This window comes from Thermalbibacter longus (genome assembly GCF_023806485.1).
GTDB lineage: Bacteria > Chloroflexota > Chloroflexia > Thermomicrobiales > Thermomicrobiaceae > Thermalbibacter > Thermalbibacter longus.
On the sequence record NZ_JAMSLR010000005.1, the window covers coordinates 100970 to 115433 of the forward strand.

At 67.6% G+C, this 14464-nt stretch carries 10 protein-coding genes and 1 riboswitch; of the genes, 6 read left to right on the top strand and 4 right to left on the bottom strand.

Features of this window, described 5'->3' with window-relative positions; all coding sequences use genetic code 11:
• Positions 1-47 precede the first annotated feature (47 nt).
• Positions 48-2384, bottom strand: a complete 2337-nt coding sequence (locus tag NET02_RS09005) for a glycosyltransferase family 2 protein (protein ID WP_284057066.1) — start codon at positions 2382-2384, stop codon at positions 48-50.
• Positions 2385-2460: 76 nt separating this feature from the next.
• A riboswitch (cyclic di-GMP riboswitch) is annotated at positions 2461-2546 on the bottom strand.
• Between the two features lie 512 nt (positions 2547-3058).
• Between NET02_RS09005 and NET02_RS09010 the strand changes: the two genes are divergently transcribed.
• Entirely contained in the window at positions 3059-3937 is an 879-nt protein-coding gene (locus tag NET02_RS09010) for a histidinol-phosphatase (protein WP_284057067.1), read from the top strand.
• Between the two features lie 56 nt (positions 3938-3993).
• Here NET02_RS09010 and NET02_RS09015 read toward each other — a convergent pair whose 3' ends face one another.
• The 3 genes from NET02_RS09015 to NET02_RS09025 are packed head-to-tail and all read right to left on the bottom strand — an operon-like array spanning position 3994 to position 6356.
• Positions 3994-4521: a DUF84 family protein gene (locus NET02_RS09015; protein WP_284057068.1), complete on the bottom strand. Its 528-nt coding sequence runs from the start codon at positions 4519-4521 to the stop codon at positions 3994-3996.
• Positions 4522-4524: 3 nt separating this feature from the next.
• On the bottom strand, positions 4525-5616 hold the full coding sequence (locus NET02_RS09020) for an ABC transporter permease (RefSeq protein WP_284057069.1): 1092 nt from the start codon (positions 5614-5616) through the stop codon (positions 4525-4527).
• The gene (locus NET02_RS09025; protein WP_284057070.1) at positions 5616-6356 is read right to left on the bottom strand and encodes an ABC transporter ATP-binding protein; all 741 of its coding nucleotides are present in this window, start codon (positions 6354-6356) and stop codon (positions 5616-5618) included. Before NET02_RS09025 ends, NET02_RS09020 begins: the two co-directional genes overlap by 1 nt.
• A 208-nt stretch (positions 6357-6564) precedes the next feature.
• Between NET02_RS09025 and NET02_RS09030 the strand changes: the two genes are divergently transcribed.
• The 5 genes from NET02_RS09030 to NET02_RS09050 all read left to right on the top strand — a co-directional run bounded on the left by NET02_RS09030 (position 6565) and on the right by NET02_RS09050 (position 14397).
• Entirely contained in the window at positions 6565-7944 is a 1380-nt protein-coding gene (locus NET02_RS09030) for an MmgE/PrpD family protein (RefSeq protein WP_284057071.1), read from the top strand.
• A gap of 305 nt (positions 7945-8249) precedes the next feature.
• Positions 8250-10142 (top strand): helix-turn-helix domain-containing protein, encoded by a 1893-nt coding sequence (locus NET02_RS09035; RefSeq protein ID WP_284057072.1) that lies wholly within the window; start codon positions 8250-8252, stop codon positions 10140-10142.
• A 416-nt stretch (positions 10143-10558) separates the two neighbouring features.
• Positions 10559-11431 carry an FAD binding domain-containing protein gene (locus NET02_RS09040; RefSeq protein ID WP_284057073.1) on the top strand — a complete coding sequence of 291 codons (873 nt, stop codon included), beginning with the start codon at positions 10559-10561 and terminating at the stop codon, positions 11429-11431.
• Positions 11432-11433: 2 nt separating this feature from the next.
• On the top strand, positions 11434-11919 hold the full coding sequence (locus NET02_RS09045; protein ID WP_284057074.1) for a (2Fe-2S)-binding protein: 486 nt from the start codon (positions 11434-11436) through the stop codon (positions 11917-11919).
• A 60-nt stretch (positions 11920-11979) separates the two neighbouring features.
• Entirely contained in the window at positions 11980-14397 is a 2418-nt protein-coding gene (locus NET02_RS09050; protein ID WP_284057075.1) for a xanthine dehydrogenase family protein molybdopterin-binding subunit, read from the top strand.
• The last annotated feature ends 67 nt before the right edge of the window (positions 14398-14464 follow it).

Below are 14464 nucleotides of genomic sequence, written 5' to 3' on the forward strand. Positions count from 1 at the left end.
CCACCCCGGGGAGACTAGTCCCGCTTCCGAAACCAGTCGCCCATGCTCTACGTCGCGCTCGCCCCGGTCGCCACGACCGGCGATGCCGGTTGCTCCACCGGAGGTCGTGCATCGCGCAGGTTGACGAGCATCGGGATACGCTGCCACCAATCCATCGCGCTGCTGCGGAGCAGCCGGGCCGGAACGCCGCTCAGCGCCCGCTCGACGATCTGGCGCTCGAGCAGTTGCAGGTCCTGTCCTCCGGAACTGTGGAGGTAGTGGCGGATCACCGGGTACGGTGGGAACCCGTACGCGTCGTCACTGTTGCTCAGCAGCGTCTCCAGCGCCGCGCGATCATCGAGCGGGACTTCTCCCTCACCGCCGCGCTCGATGACGAACATCCCAGCGAGCTTGGCTTCGCGCGTCCACTTCGCGCGCGGTACGAGCTGCTGGATGTGGTACTTGGGCGGCGGCACGATCCACTGCACCACAGCGTTGATGGTGGCGACCGGCAATCTCGTGCGGGCTAGCAAGAGTGCGAACCGTCGCCCCTCTCGCGAGTGCAGGCGACTCTGCACCCAGAGGCCGAAGCGCTGCCGGCGTGTGAGCATCGGGGTGTTGACGGCGGCGACCGTGTGCCGGCTGATCGTCATCGGCTTCGGATAGCTCAGGACCCGACCGTCGGGACTGAGCAACGTCAGATCGTCGGAGAGGAAGGCGCCAGTATCGGTGGCCCGGCGCTGGCGGTCGAGCACGCGCAGGATGGTGGTGGTCTTTCCGGTATCGGTGCGGGCCGTCACCAGGTAGGCTTCGTCGCCGAAGGCGATGCAGGCGCCGTGGACGAGGGCATAGCCCTTTCTCACGAACGTCCACCGCAGGATCGGCTCCACCACGTTGGTGTAGAGCACATGCGGCGATCGGCGTAGGAACGGCGAGGCAATCACCTCGACTGTCTCACCCATAGTGACGTCGATCCAGAATCCCAGTGGGCCGAGGCCATCGTCGTAGAAGAATCGCCGGCCATCCGGCGTCGCGCCGACCGTCCCTGGTCGGCCGAGCGGGCCCGGTGGCCGCAGCCCGCCGATCCGCACCCGGATCGTCGGCTGAGCAATCGTCTCGGTGGTGAGGAAGCGCTCCAGCTCAGGCAGCCAGGTCTCCGACCAGACGGTGACGATCCCGTGGATGTCATAGCAGTACGGGCCGCGCGCACGTGGCTGGTGCGTGACCTTCCAGATCCAGGCGTCTGACATCCCGTAGCGCACGAGCGACAGGGAGACCAGCGAGATGATGTTCGAGAGCACGTAGTAGATGCCCAGGATCGAGGTCAGGACATAGATCATCGGGCCGCGCACGAGCAGTGCCAGCGTGTTCACGAACGCGAACATCGCTAGACGCTCGCCCCATCGGTTGGCTTCTCGCCGGTCACCGAAGACCCAGGCGTCGGTCAGGCTGAAGTTCCAGAGCGTCGATGCCCAGGTTGCGAAGACGACCGAGAGCAGATAGTGGAAGCCGACGAGCTCGGTACCGGCAAGCAGGACGAGCGTGTTCACGAGCAGGCCGGAGAGGCCGATCGCGGCGAAGGCGGCGAAGCGCAGCGCGTCGTTGCCCAGCCGCAACGTGCCGAGATGGGCCAGATAGCGGAACCCCTCGCGCAGCGATGCCTTGCTCTCCCCTGCATACCGTTTGCCGAACTCGAAGCCGACCTCGCTCACCTTGAGATGCCGATTCCGTACCAGAATCTCGAGCAAGATCTTGAACCCTCGTGGTCGCAGGGCGTCGATGTCGATCAGATCTTTCCGAAGCAGGAAAAATCCGCTCATCGGGTCACTGACTCGTCGCAGCCGGCGAGGAAAGGCGAGGCGCGCAGCCGTCGTGGAGGTGCGAGAGATTGCTGTGCGTATCCCGTCGAGCCCCTCAGCTTTCCCCTCGTCGCAGTACCGGCTGGCGATTACCAGGTCGGCCTGGGTCAACCGGGCCTGAGCCAGCAAGCGCGGGATCAACTCCGGCGGGTGTTGCAGGTCCGCGTCCATAACGCATGCCCAGGATGAGCGGGCGGCTCGTAACCCAGCGACGACCGCTCCACCCAGCCCTCCGTCTCGTTGGCTGGGCGGGCGATGGATCAGGCGAATCGGGCAGCGCGAGCGTAACGCTACCGACTCGATTACCGCAGGCGTATCGTCCTCGCTGTCATCGACGAAGATGATCTCGGAGCCTTCAGGAAGCACGCGCTCTAGCCGAGCGACGAGCGGCGCGATGTTCTCCGCCTCGTTGCGCGTCGGCGCGATGACCGATACGGGAGCGAGGACGTGCGACTCCAGGTGATGACCGTTCCCGGAGACCGGAGCCTCTGTCAGGTGGGGTGCTCGAGGGGTATCCGAACCCTCGAACGTGTGGCGGTGCTCCATGAGTTTCCCCCCTCTGTACCCTGCACAGACGTGGTGACTTCTGCTTTGCCAAAACAGAACCGGCCGATCGTGAGCTCTCGAGATCGGCCGGTTGCGCCACTCGCTCCGCGCGGGCCAGGCGCCCAGAGTTACGACCCGCGTATCATCGCTTCCGAACATTGCTGACGAGATCTCGGTTTGCCTTTACCGGAGGTCTCGGCACGCTCGTTCGATATCACCCCGCATCTACCAGCTCAAATACCTGATCTACCTCGTCATCTGCTCGTCTCACCTCCTCGAGGAGGGCGCAAGGTACACCCGCGGCATGACGTCGGGAGTGCCGTCCGGCAAGGATGGAGTGGAATCGCGATGTCCCCCGTTAGCTGCGTGCCGCTGAGGGCCGGATCACGGGAAGCGTCCCCCGGGGGTTGACACCCTGCTCGCTGGCTCCCTCGCTGCCCCTTCATCTTGTCGCAACATAATGTAGAGGGCTGGTGGGGTGAGTACCAGTCACAGGGCTGGCCAATGCGTGGTCACTCGGTGTTCAAGAGCTGTCCAATCGATGCTCACCGACGGGACGTGATGCGGCGGATCGCCAGGCGAATAGCCAAAATCCGGCCACGCGGTAAGATCGGGGGAGTGCTCGTCGGGTTGTGGGGCAGGAGGCAGGGACGCTAGATGAGAGGAAGCGGTAGATGAGCGCGACGATCAGCGGGAGCTTTCACAATCACCCCGGCTACTGCGATGGCTCCGGCTCAATCGACGCGTACGCGGAGTCGGCACTGGCGGCTGGCCTGCGCAGTCTGGGCCTCTCGTCGCACGCTCCGGTACCGTTCCCCTGCTCTTGGACGATGCCCCTGGAGCGCCTGCCGGCGTACTGTGCCGACGTGCGCGCCGCCCGGGTGGCGTACCAGGGCCGCCTGCGCTTGTGGCTGGGACTGGAGCTGGACTATCTCTCCCCAGCCCTGATCCCGGAGGGGACGGCGTTCCAGCGCCAGAAGATCCTGGTACACCGGCCCGACTACGTCGTGGCCAGCGTGCACTTCGTGGGGCGAGACCCCGATGGCCTGCCCTGGACGATGGATGAGTCCGCCGAATCGTTCGTGCGCCAGCTCGAAACGGTCTACCGGGGCGACGCGCGCCGGCTGGTCGAGGAGTACTATCGCCTGCTCGTCGAGATGGCGCTGGCGATGCCGGGTTTGGGTCTGCCGGTCATCGCTGGGCACATCGACAAGATCAAGATGTGGAATGCGGGTGGGCGCTACTTCGCGGAGGACGCTCCTTGGTACCTGGCGGCGATCGAGGAGGCGCTGCAGGCTATTCAGGCAGCCGGGCTGGTGGTGGAGGTGAACACCGCTGGGCTGCGCCGCGACATCGGCGAGCCGTATCCCGGGCCGCGCGTGCTGCACCGGTGCAAGGCGCTGGGCATCCCGGTGACGATCTCGTCCGACGCGCACCGGCCGGAAGACCTGACCGCCGGCTTCGAGGAGGCCGCTGCCCTCCTGCGCGCGGTGGGCTACCGGGAGGTCGTGACCCTGGATGAGGACGGTTGGACCAGACACCCGCTGTCGTAGCCGGCGCCTGAGCGCGAGCGCGGATGAGGGCAGGGGCGAGCACCTGAAATCGGCTGTCAGCTCCGCTTGAGCAGGTCCATGAAGGCGTGGAGGACGGCGACCGCTAGGAGGTCGACCCGGTTCCGGCGCCCGCCGGTGAGGGCCCCGACCGCGCCCAGCTCAGGCCGGGTTTCCTCATTGCCGGCCAGCATCTCCAGCAGCCGCCCGAGCTCTTCGCCGGCTCGCAGCCGCTCGACGGCTACGTCCGGCAGCGGGAAGCGCTCCGCGCCGCCGACGCCCAGCCGCGCCCGGCGGTCGACGACCACCGCCCAGCTCACCGCGTAGACGCGGCCGAGGGGCCCTTCGACTACCCCTGACTCGATCCCGATCCCGTAGTCGGCCCCGGTGAGTTTCTGGGCCTGCCTGGCCCGCTCCCAGGCTCCCCGGGCCGTCTCCTCATCGCCCCAGGGCTGGCGCGGTACCCCGCTGGGGACTTCGAGCGTCTCTAGTTGCCACTCGCTGAAGAGCTGGGGCGCGATCCGCTCGACCGCGGCCCGCTTGACCGGGCTCATCGAGCCGAGCGCGAGGCGGACGGGCGCGCCCATACCTCAGGCGACCTCCCGCCGCAGCGTCACCATCGCCAGCACGGCCATCGCCGCCGCGAAGCCGATGAGCACCATCAGGTGCAGGCCGAGCGCATCGAGCCCCTCGCCCCGGATCATGACAGCGCGCAGCGCCTCGTTAGCCCAGGTCAGCGGAAGGGCCTGGGCCAGCCACTGGAGCGGGCGAGGCAACGAGTCGACCGGCCAGATGATGCCGGAGAGTAAGCCCTGCGGGGTGATCACCATCGGGATGAACTGCACTACCTGCAGCTCGGTGCGGGCGAAGGCCGACAGGAAGATCCCCAGGTTAACCGCCCCCACGGTCAGCAGGAAGGTCAGGAAGACGACGAGCCAGAGCTCGCCGGCGTAGTGGATGCGCAGCACCGCGACGGTGAAGATCACCATCACGATCGACTGGACGGTAGCGAAGAGGGTGAAGCCGAGCATGTAGCCGAGCACGATCTCCTTGCGGTCGAGCGGCGAGACGATCAGCCGCTCGATGCTTCCTTGCAGCCGCTCGCGCAGGAACGAGACCGAGGTCAGCAGGAAGACGAAGAAGAACGCGAAGAAGCCGATGAAGGTCGGCGCGAAGTAGTCGAGCTGGTCGAACTGCGGCCCGCCGTGCAGGAACCTCGGCTCGAGCTGGATCGCCTGCCCGGACGAGCTCATCGTCTGGATGATCGCCTGGGGCAGCGCGCGGCTGACCGCGCTGGCGATCGCGCCAGCGGCGCTGGGCTGCGAGCCCTCCAGGATCAGCTCGACCTCCGGCCGCGTCCCCGGTTGAGGAGGCAGGGCTGGCAGGACCAGGACGCCGTCGACCTCCCGCCGATCGACTGCCTGGAGTGCCTGCTCTCGCTCCATCACGAGCACGTGAAGGGACGAGTCCTCCTCCAGGAGCGCGATGACCTGCGGGGCGAGCGGGCTCTCGCCCTGGAGCACGACGGCGAGGCGGGTCGGCTCGCCCGAGCCGCGGTAGATGTAGCCGAGGAGCGAGAGGACGAGCACCGGCACCACCAGGATCAGGGCCAGCGTGCGCCGGTCGCGCCGGAACTGCCGGACGATGCGGAGCATGAGCGCCAGGACTCGCTGCCAGCTCATTACGGCTCTCCGACTGGTACGCCGGGCTGCCCAGCCAGGGCCAGGAAGGCGTCTTCCAGATCCGCCTGGCCGGTCTGCACGCGCAGCGCCGCTGGGGTATCGCTAGCTAGCAGGCGGCCGCCGCGCAGGAAGCCGAGCAGATCGCAACGATCGGCCTCGTCCATCGTATGGGTCGAGATCAGCAGTGTCTTGCCCTCCTCGGCGAGCTGTCGAAAGTGCGCCCAGAGCGAGCGGCGCAGCACCGGGTCGAGGCCGACGGTTGGCTCATCGAGCACCAGCAGCTCGGGCTGGTGCAACAGGGCGCAGGCCAGCGAGGCGCGCTGGAGCATGCCGCCGCTGAAGCGGTAGAGCTGCTGGTCGAGCCAGCCGAGCAGCCCGAGGTCGTTCACGAGTTGCTCGACTCGATCCTCCAGCTTCCGGCCGCGGAGGCCGTAGATCCGGCCGAAAAACGCGAGGTTCTCGCGCAGGGTCAGGTCGGGGTAGAGCGCGGCAGTCTGGGGCATGTAGCCGATCTGGCCGGCTACCGCGCGGTCGGGCATGGTCCGGCCCAGCACGAGGAGCCGGCCCTCGGTCGGGCGGAGCGCGCCGACGACCATGCGCAGGAAGGTCGTCTTGCCGGAGCCGCTCGGGCCCAACAGACCGTAGATCACGCCGGTCGGGATCTCCAGGGTGAGGCGGTCGATCGCGCGGACTGGCCCGAAGGTACGGCTGACCTCATCAGCAACGATGGTAGCGCCCATGTTCCCTCCGCCACCGGGACAGCCAGGCCTGGGAAGGGCTCTCCGTGCTGCTCACCGGCGGAAGGATACCTTTAGCGGACGCCGGTCGCACGTGGGTGTCCTGGCGTGTTCATCGCTCGCTTCCCGGAGGTGAGATCCGGGAGATCGGTACAATCAAGCGCTGCCGGATTGCCCCGGCGATGGTCGGCTGTTAGGGAGTGGGGGCGCCGTGTACCTCGCGGAGCGGATGGCCGAGTTCGCGCGGAGCATCGATATTCGCGCGCTGCCGTCATCGGTGGTGGAAGCGACCGTCCGGATTGTCGCCGACACCCTCGCGTGCGGCGTGGCGGCGCTGGAGGAGCCTGGCCCGATGCTCCTGAGACAGTACGCGCGGGAACGCGCCGGCCGCCCGGAAGCGACGCTGCTCGGAAGCGGTGAGCGCGTCGACCTGCCGCTGGCAACGCTGGTCAACGCTACGCTGGTGCGCGACCTCGACGCGAACGATATCTACGCGGCGCCACCGGGCAAAGACACCGGGCACTTCTCCGACGCGATCCCGGCGCTGCTCGCTGCCGCCGAGCTGGCCGGAGCCAGCGGTCAGGATCTCCTGGCTGCGGTCGTGGCGGTCTACGAGCTGCAAGCAGCGCTCGCCGAGGCGTACCACTGGATGCAGCGGGGGTTGCACTCGGTTAGCCAGGTTGCCTGGGCCGTGCCTGCCGCCGCCGGCTGGCTGCTCGGGCTGAGCCGGGAGCAGACGGTCTCGGCGATCGGCCTGGCCGGGACGACTGGCGGGCTGGTGCTGCAATCCTGGCTCAAGCCGGGGCCAGAGCTGCCGCTCATCAAGGGCGCGGCGCCTGGTCTCGTCTGCCAGCGAGCGCTGGAAGCTGTCCAGCTCGCGGCTCGCGGGCTGACTGCGCCGCCCGACGCGCTGGAGGCGCTCTTCGAGCGCCTGCCGGCTGACGTCGACCCCGCAGCGTTCGACCGGCTCGACGGCAGGGGCGACTGGGCGGTGCTCCGGACGATCGTCAAGCGCTACCCCGCGCAGTTCTACACGCAGGCGGCGATCGCGGCTGCATCCTCGCTCCACCGCGAGATCGGCTCGGTGGACGACATCGCCGTCGTGACCGTCTACGGTCATCGGCAGGTCACAGCCGGCGTGCAGGGCTCACCCAGCGCGTATGCTCCCCGGACGCGGGCGGCGGCCGACCACAGCACGCCCTTCGTGGTTGCGATCGCGCTGCGGGATGGCGACCTCACCCCGGCCAGCTACCAGGGCGAGCCCTGGCACGACCCTGCGCTGCTCGACCTGATGCGACGGATCGACCTGGTCATCGATCCTGAGTTCGAGCGCGCGTTCCACGAGGAGGGCGTGCTGGGCTGCCGGGTCGTGGTCGAGCTGATCGACGGTCGACGGCTGGAGACGACAGTGCGCCAGCCGCCCGGACATCCCGATTCCCCGCTGGCGCGCGAGGAGCTGCTGGCCAAGCTGCGGGCGCTGGTCGAGCCGCGGCTCGGCCCCGGCGCGGCCGATCGCCTGCTCTCGACCGCCGAGCGGCTGCCGGAGGCGCCGGATGTGGCAGTGCTGCTGCACGCATGCCGCGTGGTGTAAGTCAACCGGCCAGCACATCTGCCTCTGGCTTACCGGGACGCCGGGAATGATGAGCAGCGCTCCGAGGGACCGTAGCTGCACGCAGGCGCCAACTGAGCCGGCTGTCGTCCGGGCCGGCGCGCCCGGGCCCGGAGGTCTGCCGCTGGCTTCACCGACGAGCGGTCAGTGTCGTCACACAGCGGAGCGAAGCTGGGACCCTCGAGCCGAGACGGTTATAGTTGCATTGTCCACCCTCCGCGCATGTGCCCCGATGGGAGCGTCGCACGGACGAGCAGGCCGCATCTCGATATAAGGAGTGCTGCTCTATGGCGAAGAGGTTGCCCCGAGTCGATGGCCTGCTGATCGGCGAGATCTTCCGGGTGCTCGCGGAGTTTCAGCCACTCCAGACGACGCTGGAGACGATTGCCGCCACTGTCCGCGCCCGGCTGGGCTTTCGCTCCTGCGCGATCTTGCTGGAGCGGTCCGGAGCGGATCTGCTCATGATCGAGGGGGCGGCCGGGCTTGCCTCCGGCTACGTCGATGCGGTCAACCGCAGCCATCCGATTCGCATCGAGGATCCGATGCTCAGCGAGGGACCATCCAGCCAGGCGTTCCGCACCGGGCAGCCGGTCATCGTGGAGGATACGGAGACCGACCCGCGGTTTCGCCGCTGGCGCGCGCTGGCCCGCCAGCACGGCATTCGCTCCTTGATCGCTGTCCCGCTCTGCTCGCGGGGGAGCGTGATCGGGACGCTGAATGGCTACCAGGGCGAGCCCCGTCGCTATCGTGACGAGGAGGTACAGGCCCTCCTCACGGTCGCCACGCAGGCCGGCATCGCGATCGAGATCGCTCGCATGGTCGAAACCCAGAAGCAGACCATCCGACGCCTCGGTGAGCTGACCGCCGAGCTGGAGGAACAACACCGGCTCCTCGAGCGCGCGGCCGAGATCCACGACGCGCTCACCCAGCTCGTGCTCACCAACCAGGGCATCCCGACCATCGCGCGCACGCTGGCCAGGCTGGTCGATCGTCCGGTGCTGGTGCAGGACCAGTTCCTTCGCGTGGTGTGCGAAGCGCACCCGACCGAGGAACCGGCCACTGCATTGACTCCGCTCACCCAGGAGCTGCTGTCCTCACCTGGGCTGCGCCTCGGCCAGCGTGACGCGAGGGGGCCGTTCGAACTTCCGGCACTGCCCGAGCGCGGTCTCGATCACCCGTGCGCCGTCGCGCCGATCGTCGCCGGTCGGGATCTCCTCGGCTACGTCTCGCTGGCTCTGGCTGAACTGCCGGCGCCGCCGCTGACCATGCGCACGCTGGCGCACGCGGCGACGGTCCTGGCGCTGGCGATCGTCAAGGACCGCCTGGCTCACGAGATCGAGCTCCGGGTGCGCCATGGCTTTGCCGAGGACCTGATCGCTGGCCGGTTCGACGACGCCCAGCTAATGCGCGATCGCGGCCGGTATCTCGGCTACGACCTGCGCGGCCCATTCCAGGTCCTTGTGTTCGATATCGACCATGAGAGTCACGATCATACCAGGGCACAGCCACCGGAAGCCGGCATCGATCGCCTCAGGCAACGGTTCTTCAGCGTGCTCCAGAGCGTGGCCATGGCGCATGCCCCACATGCGCTGATCGCCAGTCGCCATGGCAACGTGGCCGTGATCCTCACGGCCGTCGAAGGGCCACGGGCCAGTGCTGCGGACGCGATCGTCCACGCGGTCCAGCACGCCGTCGCTCGGGCGCTGCCCGATCTCTCGGTGTCGGTCGGCATCGGCCGCGTGACAGATCACCTCGGAAAGATCGCCACGAGCTACCAGGAGGCCGAGCGAGCGCTCCGGGTGATCCGCCGGTTCGGCGGTCAGGCCAAGGTGCTGCGATACACCGACATCGGGGCGGCTCGACTGCTCTTCCACGTGAACGAGCCGGCCGAGCTGATCGACTTCGCGCGCCAACGACTGGGCCCGGTGCTCGCCTACGACCAGCGGCACGGGGGCATCCTGATCCAGGCGCTGGAGGCGTACCTGGATGCCGGCCAGTCGGTGCCCCTAGCGGCGGAACAGCTCGGTCTCCACCCCAATACGCTCCGGTACCGGCTGCGCAAGGTGGAAGAGCTGCTCGGCGCTCCGCTGGCCGATGTCTCGCTGCTGCTGGATATCCAGCTCGCCCGTATGATCCTCCGCCTGATGGATCAGACCAGCACACCGTCCCCCGCTGTATAAAGGGACAAGAGCATTCCTTCCGATTTGTCCGCTGCGACATTCTCCGGCGCACAACCTCCCCTGTAGGATAGGGGTAACACGCTTCGACGCCGATGGTTTCTCACGCCTCTGCACGGAGCGGTCGCCTGCCGGCCGTTGCGTGATCACATCTGGAGCTGCCGTCAGGATGAAGGAGCGCTGAGCGATGCAGCGTTGTGACGCCAGCCCACTGAGTGCGGTGCCGGATCGATCGGCAGCGGCGACACCGGCAGTGCGCCGCTGCCTGTTGTCTGGAACCGGCTGCAATGGTTGGGTGAGTCTCCTCGGTCGAGCCGCGCGGGGCGCGCGTCCTCCGGGATCGACATGCCTTCCAAGCCCGGGGCGCGGGTGTCTCCGCGCTCGACCAGGACGATGGTGCGGAGGAGGGTGACGAGGCGATGAAACCGGTCGCGTTCGACTACTACCGCCCGACATCGGTGGAGGAAGTCCACGCTCTGTTGGCCAGTCACGGCGGGGGCGGGAAGATCCTCGCCGGTGGCCAGAGCCTGGTGCCCTTGCTCAATATGCGCCTGGCCCGGCCCGCGGCGATCATCGACATCAACCGCGTGGCCGCGCTCGAGTACCTCCACGCCAACGGCGACGGGCTCGTGCTCGGCGCGCTGACGCGGCAGCAGTCGTTGCTGGAGAACCGCGCGGTAGCCGAGCGCTACCCGCTGCTCGTCGAAGCAGTCCGCTACATCGGGCACCGTCAGATCCGGAATTGGGGAACGGTCGGCGGTTCATTGGCCCACGCCGACCCTGCGGCCGAGCTCCCGGTAACGATGGTCGCGCTCGACGCGGAGATCACGGCCAGCAGTGCGCGCGGGGCGCGAGCCATTCCGGCTCGGGAGTTCTTTCTCGACACCCTGACGACCGCGCTCGAGCCGGATGAGCTGCTGGCCTCGGTGCGTCTCCCGGCGCTCTCGCCGGGCACCGGCTGGTCATTCCTGGAGGTAAGCCGGCGGCATGGCGATTTCGCCCTCGTGGCCGTGGCGGCGCTGGTGACGCGCGACGAGGCGGGTGTCTGCACCGATGCGCGACTGGTGCTGGGCGGCGTCGGGCCGGTTCCCCAGGTGGTCGAGGTGCGCGACCTCCTGATCGGGCAGCAGCCGACCCCGGACGCCATCGCTGCTGCCGCTGACGTGGCCGGGGCAGTGATCGAGCCCGCGTCCGATGTCCACGCCACGGCCGAGTACCGGCGGCACGTCGCACGGGTGCTCGCGCGCCGGGCGCTGACCACGGCAGTCGAACGCGCGGGTGGGAGGAGGTAGGCATGGCGGAGAAGCATGCGATCACCGTCACCGTGAACGGCCGGCTCTATCGGGCCGAGGTGGAGCCGCGTCGCACCCTGGCTGACTTCCTGCGAGAAGACCTCAACCTGGTGGGCACGCACCTGGGCTGCGAGCACGGCGTCTGCGGCAACTGCACGGTCCTGGTCGATGGGAAGAGCACGCGCTCGTGTCTGATGTTCGCCGTTCAGGCAGACGGTCGCGAGGTGCTCACCGTGGAGGGGCTGGCGCCGAATGGGGACCTTCATCCGCTCCAGCGGGCATTTTGGGAGCACCATGCGCTGCAGTGCGGCTTCTGCACTCCGGCCATGCTGCTGACCGCCTACGAATACCTCACGACTCGACCGGACGCCGGTACCGACGAGGAGATCCGGGAGGCGATCAGCGGCGTCCTCTGCCGCTGCACCGGCTATCAGAACATCGTGACGGCCATCCGTGCGGCGGCGAAGCAGATGGCGCCTTCGCCGTAGTCAGAGCGCGCCGGCCCGATCGAGGTGGATGAGCATGCTTTGCACAGGAGGAGGCTGATCATGGCCGAGGTAGCGACGAAGCGCCCCAGGTGGATCGGCAAGAGCATGCCACGGGTGGAGGACCTCCGCTTCCTGCGCGGCAAGGGGCGCTACATCGACGATCTCAAGCTGCCGAATATGGCGCACGCCGCGATTCTCCGCAGCCCCTATGCCCACGCCCGGATCGTCCGCATCGATACCAGCGCTGCTGAGCGGCTCCCCGGCGTGTACAAGGTCGTTACCGGCAAGGATGTCGCCGAGCGGATGAACCCGCTGCCGACGTTCGCCGTCGGCCCGATCTACCAGCACCTGCTGGCCGTCGACAAGGTGCGTTACGCCGGCGAGGCCGTCGCGGCGGTCGTAGCCGAGAACCGGTACATCGCCGAGGATGCGTGCGACCTGATCGAGGTGGAGTACGAGCCCTTGCCGCCGGTGGTCGATCCCTTCGAGGCGATGGAGCCGGGCGCGCCGCTGGTCCATGAGGCGCTCGGCAGCAACATCGCCTACAGCCGCACCTTCACCTTCGGCGATGTCGAGGGCGACTTCGCCAACGCGGATCATGTCGTCAGCGCCAGGCTGCGCTGGCCACGATCGAGCGCCATGCCGATGGAGACCAACGGCGCCATCGGCGACTACGACGAGGGGACCGGCACGCTCACGATCTACGCCAACTCGATGAACTTCACCTACTTCCAGTGGCTGATCGCGACCTCGCTCAAGATCCCGGCGAGCAAGCTCAAAGTCGTGCCGATCAACGCCGGCGGCAGCTTCGGCTCCAAGTTCTTCATGCACAAGGTCCCCACCATGGCGGGCTTCCTCTCGATGGTGGCGGGGCGGCCGGTGAAGTACGTGGAGGATCGGATCGACCACATTCTCAACAACGACCACTGCGGCTCGGACCGGTACTACGATGTCTCGCTCGCCTTCGACAACGACGGCACCCTACGCTCGTTGAAGATCGACTGCGTGGATGACTACGGGGCCTATCTGCAGTTCGGCACCGGCACCCATGGCAATGCGCTGGCGCAGGTGGTCGGCCCCTACCGGATCCAGAGCGTGCAGTACAAGCTGACCGCCGTGCTGACGAACAAGAACCAGCAGGGGGCCTACCGAGGATTCGGTTCCGAGGTCAACAACTGGGTGCTGGAGCGGATGGTCGATCTGGCGGCCCGCAAGCTCGGCATGGACCGGGCCGAGATCCGGCGCAAGAACTTCATCCGCCCCGAGCAGTTCCCCTACAAGATCCCGACCGGGAATATCTACGACAGCGGCAACTACGAGGGCGTGCTCGACAAGGCCCTTAAGCTCGTCGACTACGAGTACTGGGTCGGGGAGCGGGAACGCGCGCGACAGGAGGGGCGGTACCTCGGCATCGGCATCGTGACCGCGCAGGAGCGGAGCGTCTTCAGCTCCACCGAGTTCTGGTTCTGGTTCGATCAGCCGTCATTCCCGGTCACCAGCAGCCCGGAGAGCGCGACCATCACGATCGACCCCACGGGCAAGTTCGTGGTAACGCTCCACTCGCTAGCCTTCTGGGGCAACAGCCCGGAGACCGTCGTGACCCAGGTCGTCGCCGAGGAGTTCGATGTCGACCCATCCGATATCGTGGTGACGTACGCCGACTCCCAGCATGCTCTCCCGGGCACCGGGCCGGGAGGCTCGCGGTTCACCGTCATGGTCACCGGCGCGCTGGTCGGCGCCTCGGCTCGACTCAAGGAGAAGATCAAGAAGATTGCCGCGCACGAGCTGGAAGTCAGCCCGGACGATCTGGAGTTCAGCGAGGGGAAAGTGCGGGTCAAGGGTAGCCCCGACCGCGCACTGACGCTCGACCAGATTGCGCTGAAGGCCTACATGTTCCGGCTGGACTTGCCAGAAGATATCGAGAGCGGGCTGGAGGCCAGCTATACCTACGATCACCCCTACACTACCTTGCCTTCGGCCGACCGCAAGGATCTGGGCGTCTTCTATCCGTTCGTCGGGCACGCCTGTCACATCGCGGTGGTGGAGGTCGACCCGGAAACGGGCCAGTTCACCTACCACAAGTACGCGGCGGTGCACGACTGTGGCACGGTGGTCAACCCGATGACCCTCCACGGGCACATCACCGGCGGAGCTGTCCAGGGATTGGGGACCGCGCTGTTTGAGGAGTACGTCTACGACGAGAGCGGGCAGATGCTCACGGCCAGCTTCATGGACTACCTGGTGCCCACGGCGATGGACGTCCCCAGGTTCGACATCGACCACCAGGAAACGCCATCGCCCTACACGCCGTACGGGATCAAGGGAGGCGGCGAGGGCGGTCGGATGATGTCGCCGGGCGCAATCACCGCCGCGCTGGAGGATGCGCTGGAGCCGTTCGGCGTGCGGATCACCGAGCTGCCGATCACGCCGAGCAAGATCGTCGGCTGGATCCAGCAGGCGCGCGGCGGCCAGGCATGAGGCGAGACCCATCGATGAGTGCGCGATGCTGAGCACCGGAGGGGGAGGCGGTAGCGGGACCGGCATC